This is a genomic window from Bradyrhizobium sp. CER78 (genome assembly GCF_029846235.1).
Lineage (GTDB): Bacteria > Pseudomonadota > Alphaproteobacteria > Rhizobiales > Xanthobacteraceae > Bradyrhizobium.
Window position 1 is genome coordinate 126,859 of record NZ_JARVWP010000005.1, and the last position, 23,720, is coordinate 150,578.

Annotated in this window: 30 protein-coding genes; 13 read left to right on the forward strand and 17 right to left on the reverse strand. The window is 61.7% G+C overall.

Going from position 1 to position 23,720, the window contains the following annotated elements; all coding sequences use genetic code 11:
• Window positions 1-201: 201 nt before the first annotated feature.
• The 5 genes from QDT69_RS12175 to QDT69_RS12195 form a co-directional block, all read right to left on the reverse strand.
• Window positions 202-630 carry a GNAT family N-acetyltransferase gene (locus tag QDT69_RS12175; RefSeq protein WP_279706788.1) on the reverse strand — a complete coding sequence of 143 codons (429 nt, stop codon included), beginning with the start codon at window positions 628-630 and terminating at the stop codon, window positions 202-204.
• Between the two features lie 84 nt (window positions 631-714).
• Window positions 715-1,008, reverse strand: a complete 294-nt coding sequence (locus tag QDT69_RS12180; RefSeq protein WP_279706789.1) for a hypothetical protein — start codon at window positions 1,006-1,008, stop codon at window positions 715-717.
• Between the two features lie 4 nt (window positions 1,009-1,012).
• Window positions 1,013-1,390 carry a hypothetical protein gene (locus QDT69_RS12185; RefSeq protein WP_347952035.1) on the reverse strand — a complete coding sequence of 126 codons (378 nt, stop codon included), beginning with the start codon at window positions 1,388-1,390 and terminating at the stop codon, window positions 1,013-1,015.
• A 9-nt stretch (window positions 1,391-1,399) separates the two neighbouring features.
• Window positions 1,400-1,762: a hypothetical protein gene (locus tag QDT69_RS12190; protein WP_279706791.1), complete on the reverse strand. Its 363-nt coding sequence runs from the start codon at window positions 1,760-1,762 to the stop codon at window positions 1,400-1,402.
• Window positions 1,762-2,463, reverse strand: coding sequence for a hypothetical protein (locus tag QDT69_RS12195; protein ID WP_279706792.1), 702 nt, complete (start codon window positions 2,461-2,463; stop codon window positions 1,762-1,764). Before QDT69_RS12195 ends, QDT69_RS12190 begins: the two co-directional genes overlap by 1 nt.
• 105 nt (window positions 2,464-2,568) lie before the next feature.
• On the opposite strand from QDT69_RS12195, the gene QDT69_RS12200 reads away from it, so the two are divergent.
• Window positions 2,569-4,377 carry an acyltransferase family protein gene (locus tag QDT69_RS12200; RefSeq protein WP_279706793.1) on the forward strand — a complete coding sequence of 603 codons (1,809 nt, stop codon included), beginning with the start codon at window positions 2,569-2,571 and terminating at the stop codon, window positions 4,375-4,377.
• 15 nt (window positions 4,378-4,392) lie between these two features.
• Here the strand turns inward: QDT69_RS12200 and QDT69_RS12205 are convergent, their stop codons facing one another.
• Window positions 4,393-4,926: a tail fiber protein gene (locus tag QDT69_RS12205; RefSeq protein WP_279706794.1), complete on the reverse strand. Its 534-nt coding sequence runs from the start codon at window positions 4,924-4,926 to the stop codon at window positions 4,393-4,395.
• Between the two features lie 344 nt (window positions 4,927-5,270).
• Between QDT69_RS12205 and QDT69_RS12210 the strand changes: the two genes are divergently transcribed.
• Window positions 5,271-5,456, forward strand: a complete 186-nt coding sequence (locus tag QDT69_RS12210; RefSeq protein ID WP_074125408.1) for a hypothetical protein — start codon at window positions 5,271-5,273, stop codon at window positions 5,454-5,456.
• Between the two features lie 21 nt (window positions 5,457-5,477).
• Here QDT69_RS12210 and QDT69_RS12215 read toward each other — a convergent pair whose 3' ends face one another.
• Window positions 5,478-5,786 carry a hypothetical protein gene (locus tag QDT69_RS12215; protein WP_347952036.1) on the reverse strand — a complete coding sequence of 103 codons (309 nt, stop codon included), beginning with the start codon at window positions 5,784-5,786 and terminating at the stop codon, window positions 5,478-5,480.
• A gap of 197 nt (window positions 5,787-5,983) precedes the next feature.
• Here QDT69_RS12215 and QDT69_RS12220 point away from each other — a divergent pair, with 197 nt between their 5' ends.
• Window positions 5,984-6,244 (forward strand): hypothetical protein, encoded by a 261-nt coding sequence (locus QDT69_RS12220; protein ID WP_279706795.1) that lies wholly within the window; start codon window positions 5,984-5,986, stop codon window positions 6,242-6,244.
• A gap of 25 nt (window positions 6,245-6,269) precedes the next feature.
• Here QDT69_RS12220 and QDT69_RS12225 read toward each other — a convergent pair whose 3' ends face one another.
• The 4 genes from QDT69_RS12225 to QDT69_RS12240 form a co-directional block, all read right to left on the reverse strand.
• The gene (locus QDT69_RS12225; RefSeq protein WP_021080362.1) at window positions 6,270-6,623 is read right to left on the reverse strand and encodes a phasin; all 354 of its coding nucleotides are present in this window, start codon (window positions 6,621-6,623) and stop codon (window positions 6,270-6,272) included.
• 435 nt (window positions 6,624-7,058) lie between these two features.
• Complete coding sequence (locus tag QDT69_RS12230) at window positions 7,059-7,262, reverse strand: hypothetical protein (protein WP_279706796.1); 204 nt, start codon at window positions 7,260-7,262, stop codon at window positions 7,059-7,061.
• A 143-nt stretch (window positions 7,263-7,405) separates the two neighbouring features.
• Entirely contained in the window at window positions 7,406-8,539 is a 1,134-nt protein-coding gene (locus QDT69_RS12235; RefSeq protein WP_279706797.1) for an alpha-hydroxy acid oxidase, read from the reverse strand.
• Between the two features lie 165 nt (window positions 8,540-8,704).
• The gene (locus tag QDT69_RS12240; protein ID WP_279706798.1) at window positions 8,705-9,724 is read right to left on the reverse strand and encodes an AraC family transcriptional regulator; all 1,020 of its coding nucleotides are present in this window, start codon (window positions 9,722-9,724) and stop codon (window positions 8,705-8,707) included.
• Window positions 9,725-9,787: 63 nt separating this feature from the next.
• On the opposite strand from QDT69_RS12240, the gene QDT69_RS12245 reads away from it, so the two are divergent.
• From QDT69_RS12245 to QDT69_RS12260, 4 genes are read left to right on the forward strand one after another with little or no spacing between them, the layout of a single operon-like run.
• Window positions 9,788-10,501 carry a hypothetical protein gene (locus QDT69_RS12245; RefSeq protein ID WP_279706799.1) on the forward strand — a complete coding sequence of 238 codons (714 nt, stop codon included), beginning with the start codon at window positions 9,788-9,790 and terminating at the stop codon, window positions 10,499-10,501.
• Window positions 10,501-11,793, forward strand: a complete 1,293-nt coding sequence (locus QDT69_RS12250; RefSeq protein WP_279706800.1) for an MFS transporter — start codon at window positions 10,501-10,503, stop codon at window positions 11,791-11,793. Before QDT69_RS12245 ends, QDT69_RS12250 begins: the two co-directional genes overlap by 1 nt.
• A gap of 40 nt (window positions 11,794-11,833) precedes the next feature.
• Complete coding sequence (locus QDT69_RS12255; RefSeq protein ID WP_279706801.1) at window positions 11,834-12,574, forward strand: YqcI/YcgG family protein; 741 nt, start codon at window positions 11,834-11,836, stop codon at window positions 12,572-12,574.
• The gene (locus tag QDT69_RS12260; protein WP_279706802.1) at window positions 12,571-12,918 is read left to right on the forward strand and encodes a cupin domain-containing protein; all 348 of its coding nucleotides are present in this window, start codon (window positions 12,571-12,573) and stop codon (window positions 12,916-12,918) included. The genes QDT69_RS12255 and QDT69_RS12260 overlap by 4 nt, the downstream gene beginning before the upstream one ends.
• On the opposite strand, the gene QDT69_RS12265 is transcribed toward QDT69_RS12260, so the two are convergent.
• Window positions 12,907-13,089 (reverse strand): hypothetical protein, encoded by a 183-nt coding sequence (locus QDT69_RS12265; protein ID WP_279706803.1) that lies wholly within the window; start codon window positions 13,087-13,089, stop codon window positions 12,907-12,909. The two genes, QDT69_RS12260 and QDT69_RS12265, sit on opposite strands and share 12 nt — an antisense overlap.
• 25 nt (window positions 13,090-13,114) lie before the next feature.
• Between QDT69_RS12265 and QDT69_RS12270 the strand changes: the two genes are divergently transcribed.
• Complete coding sequence (locus QDT69_RS12270) at window positions 13,115-13,300, forward strand: hypothetical protein (protein ID WP_279706804.1); 186 nt, start codon at window positions 13,115-13,117, stop codon at window positions 13,298-13,300.
• A gap of 144 nt (window positions 13,301-13,444) precedes the next feature.
• Here QDT69_RS12270 and QDT69_RS12275 read toward each other — a convergent pair whose 3' ends face one another.
• The 4 genes from QDT69_RS12275 to QDT69_RS12290 all read right to left on the reverse strand — a co-directional run bounded on the left by QDT69_RS12275 (window position 13,445) and on the right by QDT69_RS12290 (window position 17,039).
• The gene (locus tag QDT69_RS12275) at window positions 13,445-14,707 is read right to left on the reverse strand and encodes a CoA transferase (RefSeq protein WP_279707113.1); all 1,263 of its coding nucleotides are present in this window, start codon (window positions 14,705-14,707) and stop codon (window positions 13,445-13,447) included.
• A gap of 312 nt (window positions 14,708-15,019) precedes the next feature.
• On the reverse strand, window positions 15,020-15,442 hold the full coding sequence (locus QDT69_RS12280) for a GFA family protein (protein ID WP_024582032.1): 423 nt from the start codon (window positions 15,440-15,442) through the stop codon (window positions 15,020-15,022).
• Between the two features lie 371 nt (window positions 15,443-15,813).
• Window positions 15,814-16,389, reverse strand: coding sequence for a DUF6456 domain-containing protein (locus QDT69_RS12285; protein WP_279706805.1), 576 nt, complete (start codon window positions 16,387-16,389; stop codon window positions 15,814-15,816).
• A gap of 95 nt (window positions 16,390-16,484) precedes the next feature.
• Window positions 16,485-17,039: a GcrA family cell cycle regulator gene (locus QDT69_RS12290; protein ID WP_279706806.1), complete on the reverse strand. Its 555-nt coding sequence runs from the start codon at window positions 17,037-17,039 to the stop codon at window positions 16,485-16,487.
• A 134-nt stretch (window positions 17,040-17,173) separates the two neighbouring features.
• On the opposite strand from QDT69_RS12290, the gene QDT69_RS12295 reads away from it, so the two are divergent.
• The 3 genes from QDT69_RS12295 to QDT69_RS12305 all read left to right on the forward strand — a co-directional run bounded on the left by QDT69_RS12295 (window position 17,174) and on the right by QDT69_RS12305 (window position 19,570).
• Window positions 17,174-17,809, forward strand: coding sequence for an XRE family transcriptional regulator (locus tag QDT69_RS12295; protein WP_050419158.1), 636 nt, complete (start codon window positions 17,174-17,176; stop codon window positions 17,807-17,809).
• Window positions 17,810-17,974: 165 nt separating this feature from the next.
• Complete coding sequence (locus QDT69_RS12300) at window positions 17,975-18,250, forward strand: hypothetical protein (RefSeq protein WP_279706807.1); 276 nt, start codon at window positions 17,975-17,977, stop codon at window positions 18,248-18,250.
• Window positions 18,251-18,415: 165 nt separating this feature from the next.
• Window positions 18,416-19,570: an OpgC domain-containing protein gene (locus QDT69_RS12305; protein WP_279706808.1), complete on the forward strand. Its 1,155-nt coding sequence runs from the start codon at window positions 18,416-18,418 to the stop codon at window positions 19,568-19,570.
• 111 nt (window positions 19,571-19,681) lie between these two features.
• Here QDT69_RS12305 and QDT69_RS12310 read toward each other — a convergent pair whose 3' ends face one another.
• Window positions 19,682-20,986: a glycoside hydrolase family 3 N-terminal domain-containing protein gene (locus QDT69_RS12310; protein ID WP_279706809.1), complete on the reverse strand. Its 1,305-nt coding sequence runs from the start codon at window positions 20,984-20,986 to the stop codon at window positions 19,682-19,684.
• Window positions 20,987-21,312: 326 nt separating this feature from the next.
• Here QDT69_RS12310 and QDT69_RS12315 point away from each other — a divergent pair, with 326 nt between their 5' ends.
• Window positions 21,313-22,017, forward strand: coding sequence for a response regulator transcription factor (locus QDT69_RS12315; RefSeq protein WP_279706810.1), 705 nt, complete (start codon window positions 21,313-21,315; stop codon window positions 22,015-22,017).
• Complete coding sequence (locus tag QDT69_RS12320) at window positions 22,014-23,606, forward strand: ATP-binding protein (RefSeq protein ID WP_279706811.1); 1,593 nt, start codon at window positions 22,014-22,016, stop codon at window positions 23,604-23,606. Before QDT69_RS12315 ends, QDT69_RS12320 begins: the two co-directional genes overlap by 4 nt.
• The last annotated feature ends 114 nt before the right edge of the window (window positions 23,607-23,720 follow it).

Sequence of the window (23,720 nt, forward strand, 5' to 3'; positions counted from 1 at the left end):
TTGAGGAAACGCGCGCCTCCGCGCGAGGCAGGTCACTCCAACACTCTCCCGCCGGAATTCGATGTGGGGTCCGAGCTCCGGCTGACAGCCTGGCTTGCCGAAGGAACCGCCTGCGAACCGGAAACGCAAAAAGAGCCCGGCGGCCATTCGACCACCGGGCTCGCTACGTCGCCGAACTGTTGCCCTATCCTCCTCCGAGGATTAGACGAGCTGCTTTCGCCAATACAGCGTGTGGTGCCATGCCCAGGGCGAGACCGGTTCGAAGAGCCTATAGCCCAGCCGGATAAAGTTATTGGCCGAAAAAATGTTATCGGTCGTGTCCGAAACTATCGTTTTGCAGCCGGCACGCCGCGCTCGCGCTTCCAGCGCGCGAGTAAGCCGCACTTGCAGGCCGTGGCCGCAATGCGGCATGGCAACGCCGACACGGCACAGATACCCCGCGTTGGCAACGTGCGTTGAGGGAATGACGCCAGCAAATGCAATTGGCTTCGCTCCGTAGAACGCAATCCACCAATGTCCCTGCTCGAAATCCGGCGCACGGGTCCCGTCGCAGAATATCAGCCGGTGGAGCTCGGCAAGCGAGTCGGCGACCTCTTCATCCTGCGCGTCGACCTCGCAAATCCGGTACATTGCCGCCCTCAAGAATTTCATTGTCGGCCAAGGGCCCAGATCTACGATCTGGGCGCGTCCGCCCGCGCCAGGGGGCGAGGCAAGTTACTTTCCGAGCGTAGCTTTGATGCCCAGCCAAACGGCTCCGAGAAAGCCCGTGGCGATGACAGTAATCACCGCCTTGAAAGTGTAACTCTGCGCCTGCTCGACGCTTCGCCGCCACCGCCGCAGGTGCTGAAAATCGGCGCGCAGCTCGCGTCGATCTCCCTCTTCAAAGCCGAATGAAGTCAGGACTGTGGCAATGGTCTTGACCACGACGGCGTCGATGTCACTTCTGCGCACCCGATCCTGCTCGATCAAGGTTGCCATCACGATTGCTTTGACATCGGGTTCGCGCATCGGGTCACCTTCGTATGATGTGGGCGACATTCTCAAACGTTCGCTTTCCGAAGTAGAAGCCCATGATCATGCCGGCCCAGGTGCTGATATCTCCGGCGAGTTGCGGCGTCGTCCCAAGCCCGAGAACCTTGTCCCAGATCACGCATTTGGCGAAAAAGACCAACGTGACATAAAAGGCCAACTTTTCGGGCTCCCAGGGGTGACCGATCTCGGCGATCTTGAGATGATTTTTCGCCTGTATCTCGGCTGTCTGTGCGGCGATCTCGCTTGCAGCAAGATCGGCAGCGATCTTGCTGTCAATGTTGCCGGCCTTCAGTTTGGCCTGATACGTATCGATCAGACCTTTGACGACAGGACCGCCAAGGAAGGAAAGAATAGCCATCCACATCGATCAAGTCTTTCCCATCGACCTCAACCGCGCAACGATCGTGATCGTCGAGATTCCGATCATGATGTAGGCGAGATATTGAGGATTGTTCTTCAGCGCTTCCATGATTTGGGCCTTGAGGTCCGGATCGCCGAAGGCCGACGCGATCGGGTCAAGCCACTGGAAAGCAGTTCCAATACCGGTCAGGAAGAGGCCCCAGATCACTGTCACCGATCGTCCCGTCAGCGCCCAGGCCTTACCCCAGAACGTATCTGCCTCGGCGTAAAACGACTTGAGGGCAGGAATCGCGTGCAGGATCGGCCGCAGGACGATGAAGTAAGCACAAAGCAGGCCGGGCAAGATGAGGAAGAGCCAGAGCATCGTCATTATTTTCCGAAGAGAGATTTGAAGAGGCCAACAAAAAAGGCTCCGAGGGAGCCTTTGGCAGGAGTGCGAATCGATGGGGTGGCCGGAGGTGGTTTCCGCGGCCGCGCAGGTGGGTTTGTTACGGGGATGATCTTCGCCTCCGAGAAGGTAATGGTCGGGTCGAGTTGCATCATTGCGGCCAACAGTCCGGCGCAGCCCGGCTGCTGATCCACGGCGCTGGCGTCGTAGACCCCGTCCCGAACGTATTTGCCCGAGACGTACTGATCCGTGCCGGACCAGATGTAGGGCGACGGCCGCCCCCGAGCGGCGTAACCGAGCCCGTTGTACTGCTCGAGCATAGTCAGCGTGCCGCCGATCGACCAATCATGGTTACGAGCGGCAAATGGGGCGCAGTTGACTAGCGCATCATAAGCGCCGTCCTCCCACGTCTTGAAAGGGCCCCTTCCCTTCGGCACGTGGACAGAGACGCTTCCGAGCGGGTCACCCTGCCCAAGCTGGGTGTTCCAGTTCTGGGAGGCCTCGCGCTCATGGACGACTGCGATGAAGAACCAGGGGACCCCGATCTTGGCTGATAAGGCTTGATAGCGGTCCTTGGCGTCCGGGTCGATAAGCCTCTTGGCGATACCGGAGAAATTCCGGGTCAGTTTGGCTTTTGTCCAGCGGGCCGTGTTCTCCGCCGTTAGGGCAACGAGGTCAGTCATGGCATCTCCAGCGAAAAGGCCGCCCGAAGGCGGCTTGGCTTGCGCTATTGAGAGTGCGGCCAGTGTGCTTGCGCGACTATCCCAAGAGCGTGCTATAGGTGGCGCATGAAAGCGGCCTACCGACCTGACATCGACGGCTTGAGAGCGGTAGCCGTTTCTGCAGTAGTCCTATTCCACGCATTTCCCGGATCGCTACCTGGCGGATTTGTCGGCGTGGACATCTTCTTTGTCATCTCGGGATATCTCATTACCGGAATTGTGACGTCAGAGCTGCGCGACAAGACATTCAGCCTTGCGACATTCTACCAAAGACGTATTCGGCGAATTTTCCCGGCCCTAATCGTTGTTTTGGCGGCGACCGTTTTTGTTGGGCTCCGCCTTCTCCTTCCAAACGAGTTGCATTCGCTCGGGAAAAACGCAGTCGCGAGCGCTCTGTTCGCTGCCAATCTGATGTTGCTATCCGAGGTCAATTACTTCGACATCGACGCACACCTTAAGCCGCTTCTACACCTCTGGTCTCTCGGCATTGAGGAGCAATTCTATTTGGTATGGCCTCTGATTTTGTGGGCGCTTCCACGACACAGAGCGCCGTGGGCAGCGAGCGTCGGCCTAGTTGCCTCGTTCGCTCTCAATCTGGCATTGGTTGGCGGGCATCCCTCAGCGGCGTTCTTTCTACCGTTTACTCGCGCTTGGGAACTGATGGCCGGCGCACTGTTAACGTTCGTCCCCGCTCCGTCAAAAGCCGTAAAGGAGCTTGCAGCAGTCGTGGGGTTCGTCGCCATCGAGGCGTCATTCTTTCTGTTTACCGACAAGATCACCTTCCCCGGCTGGGCCGCTGCGCTTCCAGTAGTGGGCACGTTCCTACTAATTATGTCCGAGGGCGCAACCGTAAACCGCATTCTTTCGCTTAGACCGTTCGTCGGCATAGGACTTATCAGTTATTCCCTATATCTGTGGCATTGGCCGGTTCTCGTATTCCTCCAAGTCTACCTTTTCAGGCAGCTCAACGACACTTTGGGACTTGTCGCTGTCGTGTTGGCGTCCATCCTCTCGGTGGTGACTTATTTTACGGTGGAGCGGCCATTGCGACGCCAGTCCAGGGTTGTGCCGATAGGCGCCGCCATGGCAGCGGCAGGGTTGTTCGGGCTATATGCCGCCCTGGTGAAGGTGCCGGACCTACCCAGCCAGCTCCAAGCCATGATTAGCGCACCCGATGGGGTGAGCGCGTGGCGTGTGCACGAATGCATATTGCTCGACGGCGAGGACGGCGATTTCCGAAATTGTTCGGAGAGCAAGCGACCATTGATCGCAATTTGGGGGGATTCAACGGCCTCAGCGCTAATTCCCGGATTTAGAAAGCTGCAACAGGACCACGAGTTCGGAATTGCACAGCTGACCGTGAGCTCCTGCCATCCGCTGTTGGTTCTGGCGCACTCTGCCAGCCCATACTGCCTGAAAAAGAACGCCGAGATTGTTCGACGCATTTCGGAGATCAAGCCGGATGTCGTAGTGCTTCACGCCATCTGGGACGTTAACGATAGGACCGGAACCACCAAGCCGACCATCGATGCTCTTCGCGTTGCCGGTGTTCCTCGGATTATTATTCTGGGACCAGTCCCCGTTTGGCGAGGCGGCCTCCCAAATGCCGCTGTGGACTACTATAGGCGAAACCGGCAGATAATTCCCGAGCGGACCTCCCAGTTTGTAGACAGCGACGCAGGTGACAAAGTCATGAGTGCCATAGCCGCTCAGTTAGGTGTCCAATACGTATCCGCAAGAAAAGCTATGTGTCGTGGTGACGAATGCTTGACCCAGGTCAACGGATCAATCACGGCGAGAGACATCATCCATCTTACAAGAGCTGGCTCGGAATTCTTAATTCAACAAATCGCACCACAACTCGGCATCGAGTGACGCGCAGCGCGCATTCTATATGATCCGAATGATGTAGTTGCAGAGAATGGTTGGCTGTAGGATCGCGTGAGCGGCGCTGCCACCCACTGCGGCGTTCGTGAGCGCGATGTTCGAAAGTCGTGAATCCGTCACTACGTTACCGTCAACGCCATTGCTGAGCTGCAAGCCTGCAACAGGAGATTGTGCATTGCCGTTGAACCCGCCGTAGACGCGACCTTGAACAACATGGCTGTGGCCGCTGTCCGACAGAGTATTCGCGTGCGTATGTGACGGGATCTCCGCTACGGTCAGAGTATGGGTTTCACTGCCCCCAATCCCGCCCAAGGCGGTGCTATTCACGGTGGCGCCGGATAGCCGCCCTACCCCACCGTCTGCCGCGGCAGAGACTCGACCGCGTTTGTCTGGGAGGTTGAACGTCGTAGCACCGTCACCGATGCCGAACGTGGTGCCCATCGCAGCGAACAGCGCCGCATAAGTCGCGCGTGAGATCGCCTGACCGATCGGAAAGACAAACGAACTGTTCGGCGCAGTGGGAGCCCAATAGTCCATTCCGGCAGCGAGCGGAACGTTATACGGGTTACCGAAAAAGCCATGCAGGTGCCCGACGTGTCAACCCGTTCTTGCGAGCTGAACGCGATCGGTAAAATATGATGCGTCGGCTTCGACGGTGAGAAACCTCCTTCACCGAAAGTCCGCGCATGATCCCGGAATCGTAGCACGAGCCGGCGCCGATCGCCCTATGCTTGTTGCGATGATGTCAGTGTGCCGCTGAGTTGCCCGACGCGTCAAGCGGATGAGCGGCTCGCAGCGCTTGTATCGACATCAGGGCAGTTTTGGCTCGCGTCAGTTCAACCGACCCGTGCCGCCGTTAGATTGCAGGGAGGGAAGCGCCGATGTATTTCGTTGCTGCCGTGCTCGCGGTCCTGTCCGGCCTGTTCTATGCCGCAGGCCATCATCAGATCGGCTCCATCGGTGCCACCATGTGCCAATATGGCGGCATCTTCTGCGACAGCCCGGTGCTGGTTCTCGTCGGTGCGGGGTTCGCCGCGGCGTGGGGCATGCTCGTCAGCGTGCGCTGATTATCCTACGAACGCCCGCACCTACTGCGGCGCGATCGGATTTGCCGGTTGAGCAGGCTTTGGGCCGGGCGGAGTAGGCTCAATCGGCGCCTTGGGCTCGGTCGGTATCACCTTTGCGCCAGCTGCACGTGCGGCCTCGCCGGTCGTCGAGTAATTGGCGGAAGCGGCCGGCTGCACCTTCGGCTTGCTCCACGGACCGTGGTCGACGACCAGCATGCCCAACACGCCGAGGATCGCAACCACCGCCGCAACCAGCAGCGGCGTGCCGCCATGCCGATTTCGATGCTCAACCGGACGGCTATCCGATATGCCATGCGCTTGCATTGTCATCATCGTCTCCTCCACGGAAACAAGCCGCGACCGGCGCGTAAGTTTCCGGTTCCGCGATGTGAAAGCGAGACATGTTGGTGGAACCAATCCATAGCCACCGAATTTCCACGATATGCGGCCGCTACCGGCCGTTCAAAGCACGCCCGGATTGCCAAAGGTGACGGGACCTGGCCTTCAGTGAAATCGCGGCACGGCACATGAGCTCCGAAATACCCGAGTCCCCTCTTCAGCCCACGCTCGGTGAGCGAGCGATCGACACCGCGACCGACGTTTCGCGAACCATCACGGAGGTGTCTGACGGACTTCGCGCGGCCGCCGATCGCCTCAGCGAGGCGATCGCAAGCTCGCGCCGGCCGGGCGGAGTCCTCGCCACGGTAAGCGCGGTCACGCGCGAAGCGCCGCTCGCAAGTCTGTTCGTTGCGTTTCTGCTCGGCATTGCCGTCGCGCGCCGGCGCTAGGCGTCGATGCGCCGCGACGACTGTCCTAGAACTTGCCCTTCGTGGCGTCCTTGGTTGCGGACATCACGCTTCCGCTGATCTGCCGCATATGTTCGCCGGCATTGGTGAACTGGCTGCGCAGGAATTCCGACTGGATCCGCATCGCCTCCTGCAGATCGGTCGCGTGCACGAGCTTGCGCGCATGCTCGAACGCCGCCTTCATGTTCTGCTCGGTGAACGACAGCGCCTGTTTGGAAATCTCGGTACCGGTGCCCGGCATCGCCGTCATCGACTTGCTTGCGGCATCAAAGAACAGGCTGAAGGCCTGTTCGGCCTGGTCAATGGTCTTTTCCGCGAGATCGCGCAACTCGGCGGGAACTTCAAGCTTCGGTTCAATCATGATCGCGCCCCCTGGAATAAGCGTCGACCAACGTTAGCATAGATTGTGACGGCGTCAGCGCGGTATCGCCAACGATGAGAGATCCCGTTCGCTCCAGTGATCGAGGAAAAATTACCTAGCGGCGACCGGACTGGGCCATCGCCGGATTCCAATCATGTCAGCACTGTGGCATAGTGATTCGGCCTCGTCGTTGGTCGCGTTCTCGTCTCGCGTCTCTTGGGGAATAAGGGGATCCGATGCTGCGCGCCGTTCGTCCGACACCGACCTGCACCCGCTTTAAGACCAGCATAGAGATGCCGTGCATGAAGTGCGGCACACAGATGCGGCTTGCCTTGGTCGAGCCGCGCGACCAAGTCTACGACGTGCTGACCTATCAGTGCGCGCCCTGCAATTCCGGCGAAAGCTTCCTGAACGCGCGCTAGGCTGCCGGCACGTTCAGTCGTTCAGCACCGCGGCTCCCGCTTCCGTCAGCTCGGGCTCGCCGTCATGCAATTCGACCAGACCAAGCTCGGTGAGGATGATCAGATCCTCGTCGCTGACCGGTGACAATTTGAGCCTGCCGGCCTGGATATCCCGGAGAGTCCAGCGCAAGCCGATGGCGCGCTCGAGTGAAAATTCAGCGAATGGATTGTTTGCCATTCGCTTCGACTAGTGCGGGATTTGGATCAGACTTTGTCTTTGCCGCGGCGGCTTCATGGACCGCACACATTGATGACGAGCTGGCGCGATCGGGGCATCCGGCGCCCGATCGCGCCATCGCTCCAGATGTGTCTCGCTGCGGCTTAGTAGCGGTAGGGATCGATATCGAGCAGAGGGAATGCGCTGAACACGCTCGGCAGATTCGTCGGCGTCGCCGGATGCAGATAGGACTTGTCCAGTTCGGCGAAGCTGGTGACACCGAGCAGCCCGAGGCAGCGGATCACCTCGTCCTCCAGCAATTCAAGCATCCGGACGATGCCCGCCTCGCCGGCCGCGGCGAGCGCCCAGCATTGCAGACGGCCGATCCCGACGAGGTCGGCCCCCGAGACGATAGCCTTGACGATATCGGTGCCGCGGCAGATCGAGCCGTCGACCATGATCTTGGCACGGCCGGCGACGGCCTGGACGATCTCAGGCAGGACATGCACGGATCCACGGCCGTGGTCGAGCTGCCGTCCGCCATGATTTGAGACGTAGATCCAGTCGACCCCGTGATCGAGCGCGATCTTCGCGTCTTCGGCGGTAGCTATACCCTTGAGGATCAGCGGAATCTTGAACTTGTCCTTGATCAACTTCACCGTCCGCCATTCCAGCCCCTTCTGGAAATCGCCGCCGGTGGCGCGGATGCGGCTTTCCCGGACGTAGCGCTTGGCGATGTCGCGCTCACGCCGGCTGTAATGGGCGGTGTCCACGGTGAGGCAGAACGCGGCGTAACCGTTGTCGATGCTGCGGCTGACCACATCCTCGACGAAAGCATCGTCGCCGCGCACATAGAGCTGGAAGATGCGCAAGGCATCCGGCGCCGCCTTGGCGGTATTCTCCAGCCCAGGCTCTGACACTGAGCTCAGCATATGCGCCGCCCCGAACGTTCCCGCGCCGCGCGCGACGGCCGCGCCCGCGTCGGGATCGAAGATCTCGAGTGCACCGACCGGCGCGATCATCACGGGAAGCCGGAGCTTGCGGCCGAAGACCTCGGTGGAGGGATCGACATTGATGACGTTGCGCAGGACGCGCGGCCGGAACGCAATCTCGTCGAGCGCCATCCTGTTGCGGCGCATCGTGGTCTCGGTCTCCGAGGCGCCGACGATGTAGTCCCAGGCGTTCTGATTCAGCTTGGCGCGGGCCTTTTGCGCGAATTCGTGCAGGTTCTGGTATTCCTCGCCGCTGGCGCCGAGCTCGACATTGCGCGCCTGCTGGATGGGGGTCCCGTCATTCATGGTGTTTCTTCTCCCGATTTGGCCGGCACATTAGCCGCAGACAAACCGGAAAAGCTACCACCTTGACCCACGAATCCGGCCAGCGAAGGCCAGCTATACGCCTGTGAGATAGATCGGATTTCGACGCGACGCCGCCGCCTCCGGATTGACGTTGCTCGCTACCTGCTAGCTGCCCGAAAACCGGTTTCGGTACTCGGTCGGCGACACGCCGAGATGGCGCAGGAAGGCCCGCCGCATGCGTTCATCATCGCCAAACCCCGCGCGCTTGGCGACCTCGACCACGCCGCCGATCTGGCGGCTTTCGAGCAGCAACCGCGCAGTCTCCACACGCAGCGCCTCGACGCCGCTCGCAGGTGTCATGCCGGTGCGGCTGACATAGGTCCGGGCAAAGGTGCGCGGCGTCATCCCGGCCTTTTCCGCCAGCGTCTCGACCTTGAGGTCGCTGGTGATGTTCTCGATGATCCAGGCATGCAGTGCGCTGAAGCGTCCCTCGACGTCCGACGCCTGGGCCGCAAGGACGGTCGAGAACTGGCTCTGGCCGCCCGGCCGCTTCAGAAACACCACAAGTCTACGAGCGACGTCGAGCGCGATGGTGTGTCCGAAATCCTCCTCGATCATCGCGAGCGCCAGATCGATGCCGGCGCTGACGCCCGCCGACGACCAGACATGTCCGTCCTTGACGAAAATCGCGTTGGGCTCGACGCGGATATTGGGAAAGCTGTCCTGCAAACGAGGACAATACCGCCAGTGCGTTGCAGCACGCTTGCCATCCAGAATTCCGGTCCAGGCCAGCGCGAATGCGCCGAGGCAGACCGATGCGATACGGCGCGCCTTCGGCAGCGCCTTCGCAATCCAGTCCATCAACTCGGCGTCGTTGCGGATCTTCCAGATGCCGGGCCCGCCGGGGATCACCAGCGTGTCGACCTCGGCAGGCGAAACACTGACGATCGGCGCTGTGTCGATCATCATGCCGACATCGGTCGGTACCAAGCCACCAGACGTCGACAGATAGGATAGCGAGTAGTCCGGCCCGGGCAGTTCGATCGCCTCCAGCTCTGCGAACACCTGGGCCGGCCCCGAGATGTCAAGCAAGGTCACGCCCGGAAAGGCAATGATCGCGATCCGCCGCGTCGCTTTCCTGTCGCGCGGCTCAGGCCGGGGCGGTTTGGCAGCTTTCGAGGGCATATTGTCCTTTAAGCCATTCGAGGGCGCCCTGTATAGCTCACGATGGAATTCTGGAGTTCTGCCATGTCGCGACATCTGGGCAGCGGATACGGGGCGATCAAATCGCCTTGGACGGATTACGCGATCTACAGTCTACCGGATGCCTCCCGGGTCGAAGCCTGCGATCGTCAGCCGCTGATGGACGCCATGAACGGCATCATCGCCGTCAACTGGCAGGCCACCGAGCCGCACTGGACCGCAACCTCCTCGCCCTTCGACAAGAAGTACAGCCTGATCCTCGTCTATGACGGCTCAGGCCTCGTGGCCTTCTCGGTCTACCGCATCCTGCAGATGTCGGCCGGACTAGGAATCTATCGCAGCGGCACCGAGGTGCTCCCGGCGCACCAGGGCCGCGGTTTGTACGGCTTCTTCACGGCGGAAGTTCTGAAATGCTCAGGCGCCACTGAACGAGCCGATGGCAACGTGCTCTACGGTTGGCGAACCCGCAACCCGATCGTCTGGGCAGCGAACGCTAAGATTTGCGAAAAAGTGTCTCCATCATTGCTCGATGATGCGCAGGACCTTGCTCTGCAAGCGGCCTGTATCGAGATGTGCACTTCGCTCTATCCGGGCAAGCCGCTCGAACTGCCCGATATGATCATGCGTGGCGCTTACGGCCACATTAAGCACCATCGGCAGGCCTATCATGGCACCGCGTCGCTGGTCGATGCCGCGATGTCGCGAAAGATTCCGAATTCAGCGGATGCCCTTTTCTCTGTGGGTTACGCGAGGGTGTGATGTCGATGCTCGGACAACAAGCCGTTTACGCCCCGACGTCGCGGTTCACCGATCGCGCTTATCTCGCCTGGACAGCCGTGGCGATCGCCTATGCCATCGCATTCCTGCAGCGCGTGTCGCCGCAATCGGTCAGCCTCAGCTTCATGCACGACTTCAAAACCGACGCGGCCGGTGTTGCGATGCTGGCCTCGAGCTACTTCTGGGGCTACACCTTGATGCAGATTCCGGCCGGCCTTCTGGTCGATCGTTACGGCGTCAAGCGCGTCGTGCTCGTCAGCATGGTCGCCTCGTCGCTCGGCAGCGCGGCGTTCGCGCTGGCGCCGAACCTGCTCGACGTCTTTGCCGCACGCCTGATCGTCGCCTGTGGCGATGCGCTGGTCTTTACCGCACTGTTGAAGCTCGTCGCGCAGAGCTTTGCCGATGAGCGGTTCGGCATGATGTCGGGCATTTCACAGGTCTCCGGCTATGTTGGCGGCGTGATCGCGACCACACCGCTCGCAGCCGCCGTCTCGGGGTTCGGCTGGCGGGCCTGCTTCCTGTTCATCGCCTGCATCGGCCTCGCCAACCTCGCCTTCGCCAAGGTCACGCTCAAACCTGATCCGGCCTCGCACAGCAACAAGACGCTGAAGGGCGTCGTGATCGCAGCGCGGCAATCGCTGGCTCATGTCGCGAACTGGGGTTGCGCAATGACGTTTGCGTCGCACTTCGCGGTCGTGACGACGCTGTCGGGCGTCTGGGGCATTCCGATGGTTGCCCACTTCTTCCATATCACCCCAACGGCTGCCGGCACGCCGCTGCTCGCCTTCATGATCGGCAATGCGCTCGGCTCGGTCTTCCTCGGTCACGCCGCCGATCATGCCGCCGCGGCGCTCGACCGCGCGCTGATCGGCATCTGCGCGTTGCGCATGCTGCTGATCGCGCTGCTGCTGCCGCCGGTCGCCCAGACATTCGGTCTCGCCTACGTCACCGTCGTGTTCACGATTTTGGGCCTCGTCGCCGGCGGCACCGTTCCGCTGGTGTTGAAATGCGTCAAGAAGCTCTACACCTCCGACTTGATCGGCGTGGGCGCTTCCGTGAACACCACTGCCGCCGGGATCTTCGCCGGCGTCTCGCAGCCGATCATCGGCTTTGCGATGCTTACCGCCAGCAACGTCTCCGGCACCGACGCAGTGCACAACGCGGCCGCGATCGGTGACGGCGGTTACAGCGCCTTGATCGTCATTCTGCTTCTGATGTCGCTGCCGGGCATTGCCGGGCCGCTGATGATGAGAAGCAAGTTGATAGCTCGTTAGTGTCGTTATGAGTGTAGGGGGTGTTATGGAGCGCTTGTTCTTGAAAAGAGGCGACGTTGCGTCGAACTTTCCGGTCAGCAGCTGGCAGAGCGTGATGTTCTCCGAGTTTGAAGCGCAGATGAGCAGCGAGGCAAGGCCGTTCCCTTGCGTGTTCGGGGTGACCGGACATCGCCAGGATCAGCTCCGCTACCTATTCCTCGATCCGTACGATGTCGCGGTGCTCGGCGAACAACTCGCACAATATGTTTCGGAGGCGCGTTCGTTCGGGCCCAACACCTCGTTGATCGTGTTCACGCGCCCTCGCCCGGTGCAAACGCTCGACGCCTATTATCGCAAGATGTGGCTGACGCTCGACCAGCTCGCGCGCCTGGACAAGAATCCGTGGCCATCAGACATTCCGGAACAGATCGACCACCCGATGTGGGAGTTCTCGTTTGCAGGCGAGCCGATCTTCGTCGTGTGCACGACGCCCGCCCATGTGATGCGCCAAAGCCGCCGATCCAGCGCCTTCATGCTCACGTTCCAGCCGCGCTGGGTGTTCGAGAAGATCCTGGGGACCGAAAAGGCGGCGAACGCCGCATTCGCCGAGGTGCGCAAGCGCCTGATCCCGTACGACAGCGCAAGCCCCTCTCCGCTTCTTGGCCGCTACGGCGCGACCGATGGCCGCGAATATCTGCAGTACTTCCTGCACGACGACAACGCCGCGAGCGGAGGCTGTCCGTTTGCCAAGCTCGCGCAGAACAAAACGCCACCGATCGCGAACAAGGAACAGGCAGCATGACCCAGATCATCGCCGGCACGAAGACTGAATTTGCCATCGATCCGGAGATCCTGAACCTGCTCCCGGCCCAGGGTTCCGTCGAGCTGCAGCACGATGCGGCCGGCAAGGTGCATCACTTCCATACTCATCCGGTCGATGAAATCCTGATGATCATCAGCGGCCGGCTGAACTTCATCTGGGACGACGGCGAGCGGGTCGTCGGTGCCGGCGACACCATCTTTCTGCCGGCCGGTACCCGACATCAATCCGAAGCGCTCGAGGGCGGCGCGATCTACGTAATCGCGACGCAGCCGCCTGCCAGGCCCATGACATTCAGGGAAAACGCGAACACTTCAGGACAGTGAAGGATCGCGCGGCGGGTTTACCGCCAAACGTTCGACCAGCTCGATGACCTCGGAACGCTGGCCGGGCGCAAGTCGAAGGAGAGCCTTCAATAGTCGCAGGCTTTCCAGTGTTTCGCTCGATGGAGCTCCGAGCTTCTTCTGCAGCTCCGCAACATATGTGGGATTTTTCATCTCGCACCTTAAGTGAGGATTACGAATGGCATACCCAGGTAAGCGTGAAGGCTTGGCCCAGAAGGTCGACACCGCAGCTCAAGAGGCCGAACGCCTCGGCCTGACCACGGCAACCTTGATACTCCGGATGGCACGCCTCGAGATCGATCGGGCGGAGCCCGAGGAAGTTGAAAGTATGACAAGGAACAACTTGCGCAGCAAGCCGAACTGAGCTCCCGACACGGGCCGGTTCCGGCTCCACGGGCCGCCGGCCCGCACCCAGGCCGTGAGCGACGTCGGACGAGGCGAGAGGCTTTGCTCTCGCCTGCGGTCAGGTTGTTTTACGTGTATTTGATCTTTGGTGCAGGCTGGCCGGCTAGCCGGTGTTGCCTGCCTTGCCGAACGCGCCCGCCTCGGCCAACGCGGCGATGCGCCGGTCGTCGTAGCCAAGCGTCTTGCTCAGCACATCCCTGGTGTGCTGACCGAGCAGCGGCGCCGCGACGGGATCGACCGTCGGCGTCAGGCTCATGCTGACCGGCGACTCGATGTTCGGAACCGAGCCGGCGGTTGGATGCGCGATCTTGCTGAGGCGATCACGATCGCGCACTTCGGGCGCGTTGAACCCTTCCTCGACCGTGCGCAGATATCCCACCGGGATGTTGGCCTTCTTCATCTTCGCCATCCAGTGCTCAAGCGTGTCGCCCGCGAATACGCTGGCGATGATGCCACGCAGCTTCTCCTTGTTGGCTGACCGCGCCTTGCGGTGAGCAAACTCGGGGTCAGTGACGAGATCCGGGCGTTCAAGCACGTCGGTGACAAGCCGGCGATAGAGCCGGTCGTTGGCACAGGCCATATAGAGCGGACCATCGGACGCCTGGTAGACGCCGACGGTCGGCGAACCGTTCGGAGAGTTGCCGAAACGGCCGGGGTTGTTGCCGTTGATGAGATAGGCCATGCCGTAGAAGCCGGTCATTGACACTGCGGTGTCGATCAGCGCGACCTCGACCTGCTGTCCGCGGCCGAGCCGATCCCGCGCAATCAACGCCAGCAGGATGGCGTTGCAGGCCGACATGCCGGTAGCCATGTCCACAATCGGCGGCCCGGTGCGCACCGGTTCTCCGTCCGGAAAGCCGTTGAGCGACATGAAGCCGCTTTCGGCCTGCGTGATCGGGTCAAAGCCCGGGCGCAGCGCGAAATCGCCTTTGCGGCCGTAGGCGGAGATCGAACAATAGATCAGCCGCGGATTGGTCTCCGCCACCGATGCATAATCGAGACCGAATTTCTTCATGACGCCGCCGGAGAAATTCTCCACCACGACGTCGGCCTTGGCAATCAGCGCGCGCGCGATTTCGAGCGCAGCCGGATTGTTGAAATCGAGCGCGATGCCGCGCTTGTTGCGGTTGAGGCTCAGATAGGCTGCACTCTCGCCGCCGATCTCCGCGTGCTCGTAGGCGCGCGTGTCGTCCCCGCCGTCCGGATTCTCGATCTTGATGACCTCGGCCCCGAAGTCGGCCAGCGTTTGGGTGCAGGCCGGGCCGGCGACGACGCGGGTGAAGTCGACAACCAGCAGGCCATCGAGCGCCGTCGGAACTCCCTCCCCGCGCGGCGCGCGCCCTGGCAATTCTGGTCTGGTCATGATCCGGCGCTTCCTCTGTTATTTTGTCAGGCGAAATACGACGGCCCTCGCCAGGACCGGCACTGCACGCCTTTTAGCGGAAGGCTGTCACCAAGACCAAACCCGGATTTTGCAGGGCGGGACCTTCGCCTGACATGGCTGTCGTCGGCAAACGACGGCCCGCAGTGCGGGCACGGCCGGACGACTTTGAATGTCAAGGAAAGCGGCAGCATACCGGAGCTGGAGGTGCGTCCGGCAAGCGGAAGGGGGAAGAATGTATGTCGGCGGGTAGCAACATTCCGTTGCCACCCGCTTTCGTCATCGAGAACCGCAGCGCTATTCGGCGATCATTTCGCCCGAGCCGCCGAATTCGGCCGGAAAGTCCTTCAGCTTCGGCAGGCCGTCGCGGATCGGCAGCACCGCCTCGGAATAGTTGACGTGAACGCCAGGGCTGAACTTCAGCGTCGGGATCGTCGCGGTGAATACGTCGACGAGCCCAAGCGTCGGGTGGTTGGTCATCAGGTGACCGCCGCACTTGGTGCAATATTTGCGCTGGCTCATCGCGGTCTTCTCGAATGTCGCGATGTGGTCGGCGCCCTTGGTGACCTCGACCGCCTCCGGCTTCCAGAGACTGAACGCATTTACCGGACCGCCGGACCAGGAACGGCATGAGCGGCAATGGCAGTAGCCCATCGCCTCAGGCTCCCCTGTGACCTTGAGCTCGACGGCGCCACAGAAGCAGTTTCCAGTGTGATTCATCGGTCGGTTCTCCTTGGGTGAAGTGATCGGATTCCGCGCCGGCATCGACCCACGTTGCTCGTGGTGTTCGCGATGCAGGATAAGACGTAGGCGGGCGTAGCCGCTGCGAACTCCCTTGTGGACGTACCAGACCATTTCCCACACAAGAGGCAACCGCATTGCACTCGCATGCAGGCAGGTCGTCGACGCCAGCGAAGTTACATGAGAGTCCGCGCTGCTGTCGACCATCTTCCGCCGGGCGCGGCCGAGCACATCGCCATCACCCAAGGATGGCGCTCAGTGTGAGGCAAGGCACAGTGCAGCAAATCTGATGAATCGCTGTCGTGCCGGTTGCCTGCACGGCAACCGGCATGTCAGCACCTCAGCCCGGATCAGCGTTGACGGTCCTTCACGGGAACCCGGCTCGGTGTGACAAGTCCATACGTCAGCGCCAGCCGATCCAGGCACTCCTTGAGGCGCCGCGCGAAATAGTCCTGCCAGCGCTGCGTCCGCAATCCGCGCCGCTGCCCGACCTGCTCCATGGTCATGCCAAGGATCAAGATGTCATGCACAAGCGCCGAGCCATCGGCGCCAAGCTCATGCTCAGCGCGATTCAAGCGCAAGGTCGCCTGCCACTGCCCCTCTGTGATCGGCTCACGCTGCAGTCCGCCGTCAACATATTCGCGCGTCGTATCCACCGCGCGGGGGCCACGCTCGGCCTTCTCCCAGTCATTCTGGAAGGCCCGGCCGCTCCGATATTGTGTGTCGTCGATCTGCCGGTGTGCATGCAGCCGGCCGAGCGGATCGTTGCGTATCGAGCGAAACGCAACGATCTTCTCGCCCGGCTCGATTGCAAGGGGATCGTCGACCTCGACGGTCGCCACTTCGGCATTGTAGGGCAGATCCTGGGAGCGCCGGTCAAGCGTTCCGGCGGGATCGTACGGCTTTCGGCGTTTTGCGCGCGGCATCGGTAACCTCCAAGATGTCTGATGATGGGCGCGCGGAATCTCTCCGCGCGATCGCGGTTGCAGACCGACACCCGTCGGCCGGGAGATGGGCTGTCTCAGATCGCCCCGACGGCTTGAAGCCAGGCGTCGTTCAGGACCGGCCTCGCCGAGGCCGCGGAATCGCGGCTCAAGTGAAAATGCGGGCTGCAGTAGCTCGAGCCCGGCCGGCGCGGATGACCACAGAAGGTCATGGTTTCGCCGTCGGTGTCGCCGCCATAGGGATAGCGGCAGTCTCCGGGTTGGAGATCGAGCAATGAGAGGTGCCGTGGCGCGACCGCCGCGCAGCGAAGTTGGGGCATCTCCACCGGTTCGGTGAAGATCTTGGGACAACGAAGCAAATCGAACTTCGGCTCGGCCTGCCCGTCTCGCAGTCGGCCGATCCGCGAGGACTCCGGCAGGACCGGCTTGGGTGGTTCGAGATGTCCCGGCAGGGACGGCTCGGGCCGATCGAGGCCGGCCATTCCCATGCGCTGCGCGCGGCTGAGCGCCGCGTTGCGCGTATAGGCCGTATTGAAGGTTGCGTTGATCGTGTCAGCTATTTCCGAATAGGACAAGCCGCGGGCGCGCAGGTCCTGCAAGGCAGCCGAATGCTCCGGCAGCCAGTTCATCATTTCCATTCCAAATTCCCATTTTTGTCATTCCGCCGGCGCCTCAAGCAACTTCCGATATTCCGAACAAAAAGGTCAAGCTTGATTTCTGATAATCGTAACGGTAGTAATGTATCCGGGTTTGGAGAGGATGGAACATGCTGGACGCGGCACTGATCGAACGAGCGCTGGAAAAGACAGGGAAGAGCAAAGGCGGGCTGGCCCGCGCAATGGGAGTTCGGGCCGGAGCGGTGTCCGAAATCCTGTCGGGAATACGATTGATCAAGGCATCGGAGATCGCCCCGATCATGGAATATCTGGAGCTGAACTCGGTGCCGATCGTGGGCCGGGTCGGCGCCGGCGCGTCGATTCAGCCGGAGCTCGAGCAGGTGCCGCCGGAGGGGCTCGGAGAGATCGAACTCCCGTTCCCGATGACGGAGGAGACCGTCGCTTTCGAGGTTTCGGGCGATTCGATGCTGCCGAAATATGAGAACGGCGACGTCATCGTGGTCTATCGCGAGCAGCGCTATCCGCTGTCGAGCTTCTACGGAGAGGAAGCTGCGGTCCGGCTGAAGAGCGGTGAGCGCTACCTGAAGACGATCGAGCGCGGCAGTTCTTCCGGAACCGTCAACCTCAAGAGCTTCAACGCCAAGCCGATCAACGGCGTCAAGCTCGAATGGATCGGCGAGATCTGCGTTACCCTGCCCCGCGGCCAGATCGAGCGGCTGCGTGGCAAGACGGCGGCGAAGGGACGCAAATCCGCTCCCAAAGGCGGCCGATCGTCCGAGAAATAGCAACGCTGCTGCCAGGGCCGGCCAGACCGATTCGAATGCCACCGCACCGAATCGGCCTGGGCATGCACGCTCGAATTCCGGTTATCGGCAATTTGTCCTCGACATAATTCCGATTATCAGAAACAATGGTCGAATGACAGTCAACGCATCGAACCACATCAGGCAATGCAGTATTTCGTCGTGATGATCGACTATGGCCGCCGTGGCCGCGAGGCGATCGTCGATCCCGAACTGACGCGACGCGAGGTCGTCTCGCGCGTCGCGTCGGGAGAATATACAAACGTCAGCTTCATTCACGAGATTGCCGGGTGTTCGGTTGAGGATGTTACGGACGATATCCTTTCCGAAGCCGCCCTGCCCGAGATCCCCCTGACCGGAGCCGAGCTGCAAGCCAATACGCTGGACCACGTCCGCGACCGGCGGAAGCACGAGCCTGTCTGACGGCGCTCACGTGATGATTGCGAAAACGTGATCTTTCTTGATCCGACCACTTGGCCGGAACCCGAAACGGACTAGATAGGGTTCACGCAGAGTCTATTCGGACCAGGCGTAGGTTCCCCTTAGATTAGCGAATCGTTTTCTCGGGCCGGCAGATTTCAGCTTCAGATGACTTCGACAACCAACGCCGAGATCGCGAGAGCCGATGGCGATCTCCGGATCGCGCTGCTGCTTGGCATCGCAAACTGGTTTCTATTCCTCGACCATATTCCGCATAACTTCGTCAGCGCTCTGACCATGCGCAATTTCGGCTTTAGCGGCGCCACCGACCTCTTTGTATTCATCGGCGGCTACGCGGTGACGCTCATCTACGCCCAGATGACGCTGGAGCGTGGATTCCTGGTTGCAGCAACCCGCATCTTCAAGCGCGTATGGCAGCTCTATGCCGCCTATATCGTTCTGTTCGTGATCTATGTCGAGTTGATCAGCTATGTCGCCGCGCGCACCGCGGCGCCCGAGATCATCAGCGAATTCAACATCACCGGCTTCATCGACCATCCGGTCCGGACGCTGATCTACGGCTTGTTCCTGCAGGCCAAGCCGCTCAATCTCGACGTGCTGCAACTGATCATCGCCCTGATGGCCTTCCAGCCGATCATCGTCTTCGGACTGCTGTATGTACCGAACGCGACACTTCTCGCGTCCGTGACACTGTACGCCGCCGCCCGCGTGCTCGACTGGAACCTGACATCCTATCCGTATGGAGCCTGGTATCTTAACCCGTTCTGCTGGCAATTGCTGTTCGTGATGGGCGGCTGGCTCGCGCTCATCGGCACGCGCTATGCCCCTGCGATCCGCGCGATGCAGGCCATTCCCGCGCTGCGCGCCACGGCGTTGCTCTATCTGCTGTTCGCGCTGACAATCGTTTCCAGCAACGAAATCCCGGCACTCGCCCAGATGATGCCAAGCGGACTGAGCGATATGCTGCTGCAGAACGACCGCGAGGATGTCGCTCCTCACCGCATCCTGCATTTCCTGACCCTGACATTCCTGTTCACCTGGTTGGTGCCTCGCGACTGGGCATACCTGCGATCGTATGCCTTGCAGCCGGTCATCAAATGCGGCGAGGAGTGGCTGGCCGTGTTCTGTGCCGGCGTGTTCCTCTCCTTCGCTGCGCACCTGATCCTGATCACTGGCCCGTATTCGCTGACAAGGCAGGTCGCGGTCAGCCTCGCCGGTATCGCGGCGATGACGGCCGTTGCCTATTACGTCTCGTGGTCGAAGCAGCAGGACAACAAATCGCCCGTCGGTGCTCATTCCTGAATCGCGCGGTCTCTGGAGCGTTTTCGAGCGAAGTGGACCCCGGTTCGCGCGAAGAAAGCGCGTCAAATAAGACTCTGGAGCTTCGGTTCTGATTCAATCCGAGCCGAAGCTCTAGTCGATCAGCTGTGCGTGCCTCAGCCGCGTCTCGCTGTCGTGCAACATCGTGGTATCGAGCCCGCCCCTCGCCGCTGCATCTGTCGCGCAAGCGAACAGGCGGTAGAACTGCAACCCGTCGTAAGCGACCAGCAAGAGATCGACGCCCGCATTCAACGCCTCCACCGCCGCGATGCAGACATCGTGCTGATAGATCGCGCCCATCACCAGATCATCCGTCATGACGATGCCTTGATAGTTCCAGGTCTTCCGGATCAGCCCGTCGACGACAGCTTTGGAATGCGACGCCGGTCGTCCGGGATCGAGCGCACTCACCGCCACATGCCCGACCATCAGACGCGCGCCGCTCGTTGACAGCACATCGCGGAACGGACGCCAGTCGGTCGCCTCGAGTTCGCCGACCGGCGTATCGAGATCGGCACTGAAGTGGTGCGTGTCGGCGCGCACCCGGCCCAATCCGGGAAAATGCTTCACGGTGGCACCGACGCCCGCGGACTCGAGGCCATGGACATAGGCGCCTGCAATCGCGCTCACCTTGGCCGGATCATCGGAGATCGCACGCTGGTTGGTCAGCGTATTGAAATCGAGCTGATTCTGTTTCGCGTCCGGCCGAAGGTCGAGCACCGGGGCAAAATTGAGATTGATGCCAAGCGACGCCAGCTCGCGGCCATGGATGCGCCCGAACTCCTCGGCCTTTGTCCTTTGCTCGTGCGGCGCCAGTTCCGCCAGTGAGGCAAGCGCGGGCAGCCTCGTCAGCGGCGGCGCGAGGTGCGAGACGATGCCGCCTTCCTGATCCGTCGCGACCATCAGCGGCGGCAGCCCCGCGGCCCGCCGCCTGGCCTGAAGTGCGGCGATTTCCGCCTTCAAGGCGTCAGCCGTCCTGCCGGCGACATTGCGCCGGGTGACATAGATGCCGGCAATGAAGCCCTTCTCCACAAGTGGCGCGACCTCGTCGAACGACCGATAGCCGACGACAAAATGCTGCCCGAGGGACCGGGCGAGCACCGGGTCCGTCTGAAGAACACGATGCCTTCGCACCTCGAACACGCCATGTGCGGCCAGCACTGCAAGCGGCGGTAGGCACCACAGGACGACCAGAAGCCTCCCCGCCCAACTCCGCCTGCGCCAGCCGGCGCGGCGAACCAGCATGAATACGACCGCGATGCTTGCGGTCACGAGGAGAAGGTTGCCGGTTCCGCGCAGCGGGACCAGATACGGATCGTTGTTGTTGATGCCCGCGAAGACGAAGACCAACCCGCCAATCCAGAGCAGGGCAATGCCGATACACTTGCTGACTTGCATGGGACCACGCGCGACTGAAGAGGCCGATCGGCTTCGTCCGTATCAGACGAGATTCGACGGCGCGAGCCGAGAAGTCGCCCCTGCACGCAATCTGCATAAAAATCCTGAACTCCTGCGGGTCGCGTTCTCATCCGCTGCACATGCACGGCTCAACCTCGCCAGGCTGCTGGCAGGACGTTGTCCGCCAGCGATGGACGAACCTGCACGAGCCCCTTCCCGACCGTCATGACGCCGATCCGTTCTTGTCTCCCGCCGCAGTTGCCTTGTAGAACAATTGCATCAAGCGAGAGCGAGGCGCGGCCAGGATGCCGCATTCGGAGATCCTGTTGACCCACCGTATTCTCGTCGTCGACGATGACCCGCATATCCGCGAGGTCATCCGCGTTGCTCTCAGGAAAGCAGGTATGAGCGTGACCGAGGCGCGCGACGGCAAGGACGCGCTGGCCCGCTTTGCCGGCGAACGGCCGGACCTGATCGTGCTCGACATCGGTATGCCGGAGTTCGACGGCCTCGACGTCTGCCGCGAGATCCGCAAAACATCCGACGTGCCGATCCTGTTCCTCTCCGCCCGTGACGAGGAGATCGATCGCGTCCTCGGCCTCGAAATTGGCGGCGACGACTATGTGACCAAGCCGTTCAGTCCGCGCGAACTGGTCGCGCGGATCAACGTCATCCTGCGGCGGCTCGCGCCGCGCGCGGCGGGCGCGATGCCGGAGACGACTGTGCTCTCGCGCGGGCAGCTTTCGATCGATCCCGAGCAGCACGTTGCGACGTTCGCGGGCACCGCGCTTCATCTCACTGCAATCGAATTCGGGATTCTGCGCGCCTTCCTGACGCGCCCCGTCGCGGTGTTCAACCGCGAGCAGATCATGAGCGCGGCCTACCAGCTCAACATCCAGGTGTCCGACCGCACGATCGACAGCCATATCCGCAACATCCGGGCCAAGCTTGCCGCCGCCAGGTGCGACAATGTCATCGAGACCGTGCACGGCGTGGGCTTCAAGCTCGGCCGATGCGAGCCGCAGGCATGACTTCTCACCGCGCCGACCAGAAGTGGCGACCATCGCTCGGTTTCGTGATCTTCACGGTGCTCGCTTTGGTCGCGGTGCTGCCGCTGATGGGGCTGTTCTTCTTCCGTCTCTACGACAACCAGCTGATTCATCAGACCCAGGCCGAACTGATTGCGCAGAGCCGCGTGCTGGCCGCGATCTATGCGCAGGACGTGCAGGCACGGCTCGCCAACGGCATCCCGCTCGGCGCGGCGGTGCCGCCGGAAGCGCTGCCCGACCCCGGCGATACGGTGACGCCGATCCGGCCCGCACTCGATCTCGCCGGCAACGACCTGCTGCGGCGACGGCCCGATGCGCTGCCGGCGGCGAAGCCGGCCGATCCGGCCTATGTCGAGATCGGCGCCCGGCTGATGCCGATCATCCTGGAGACCCAGAAGGTCACGCTGGCGGGTTTCCGCATCCTCGATCCGCAGGGTGTGGTGATCGCCGGACGGCAGGAGGTCGGACAGTCGCTTGCCCATATCGAGGAGGTGGCTGCGGCCCTGCAGGGCCAGTACAGCGCCGCGCTCCGGATCCGCGTGCCGGACAAACCTCCGCCGCCGATCTATTCGATCAGCCGTGGCGTCGGTGTCCATGTCTTTTCCGCGATGCCCGTCATCGTCAACGATCACGTCGCCGGCGTGATCTACACGTCGCGGACACCGAGCAACATCTTCGATCATCTCTATCAGGAGCGCGGCAAATTCCTGCTCGCCACATTGGCCGTGCTGCTGACGACGATTGCGATCGGGCTGACGTTCTCTCGCACGGTCACGCGTCCGATGCGCGAGCTCGTCGATCGCGCCGTGCGGATCGGCCGCGGCGACCGCAATGCGTTTCAGCCGCTACAGCATTATGGTACCCGCGAGCTCGCCCAGCTTTCCGACAGCTTTCTCGACATGGCCCAGCAGCTGTCGCGCCGCTCCGACTACATCGCGACGTTCTCCGCACATTTGACCCACGAACTGAAATCGCCGCTGACATCGATCCGAGGCGCGGCCGAGCTGCTGCAGGATTCGCTTCAAAGCAAGTCCGATACGTTGACGCGATCCGAACAACGGCGCTTCATCTCGAACATCCTCGGCGACGTCAAGCGGCTCGATGCGATGAGCCAGCGGCTACGCGAGCTGGCCCGCGCCGAAAGCGCGCCGCAGAATGAGCAGACCCCGCTCTCGAGCGTCATCGCAAGTTTGAAGAGCCGCTTTCCCGGGCGGACAATCGTGGCGAGCGGCTGCCTCGACCGCTCGATCGGGATGTCCGGCGAGAAGGCGCTGATCGTGCTGGCGCATCTGGCCGACAATGCGTTCCGCCACAACGCCAAGTCTCTGCAGCTCGAAGCGACCGCCGAAGCTGCAGCCATCAGGGCGACGGTGAGCAACGACGGCGACCCGATCTCCGCCGCCAACAGCGACAAGATCTTCGATGCCTTCTTCACCACCCGCCGCGACAGCGGCGGCACCGGCATGGGGCTCGCCATCGCACAAGCCGTCATGGTGACTCACGGCGGCACGATCCGCCTCCTGCCCTCCAGCCAGGGCGTCGTCTTCGAGCTGGCGTTTCCCGCGGTCTGACCGGTCCCGGACCCGAGCGATGATGATCGCGAGCACTGCGCAAAGCCGCCGGCCGCACCCGAGAAATTTCCCGCGCGGTGGACAAAGCAAATCGAGATGCGGGTGCTTCTGCAG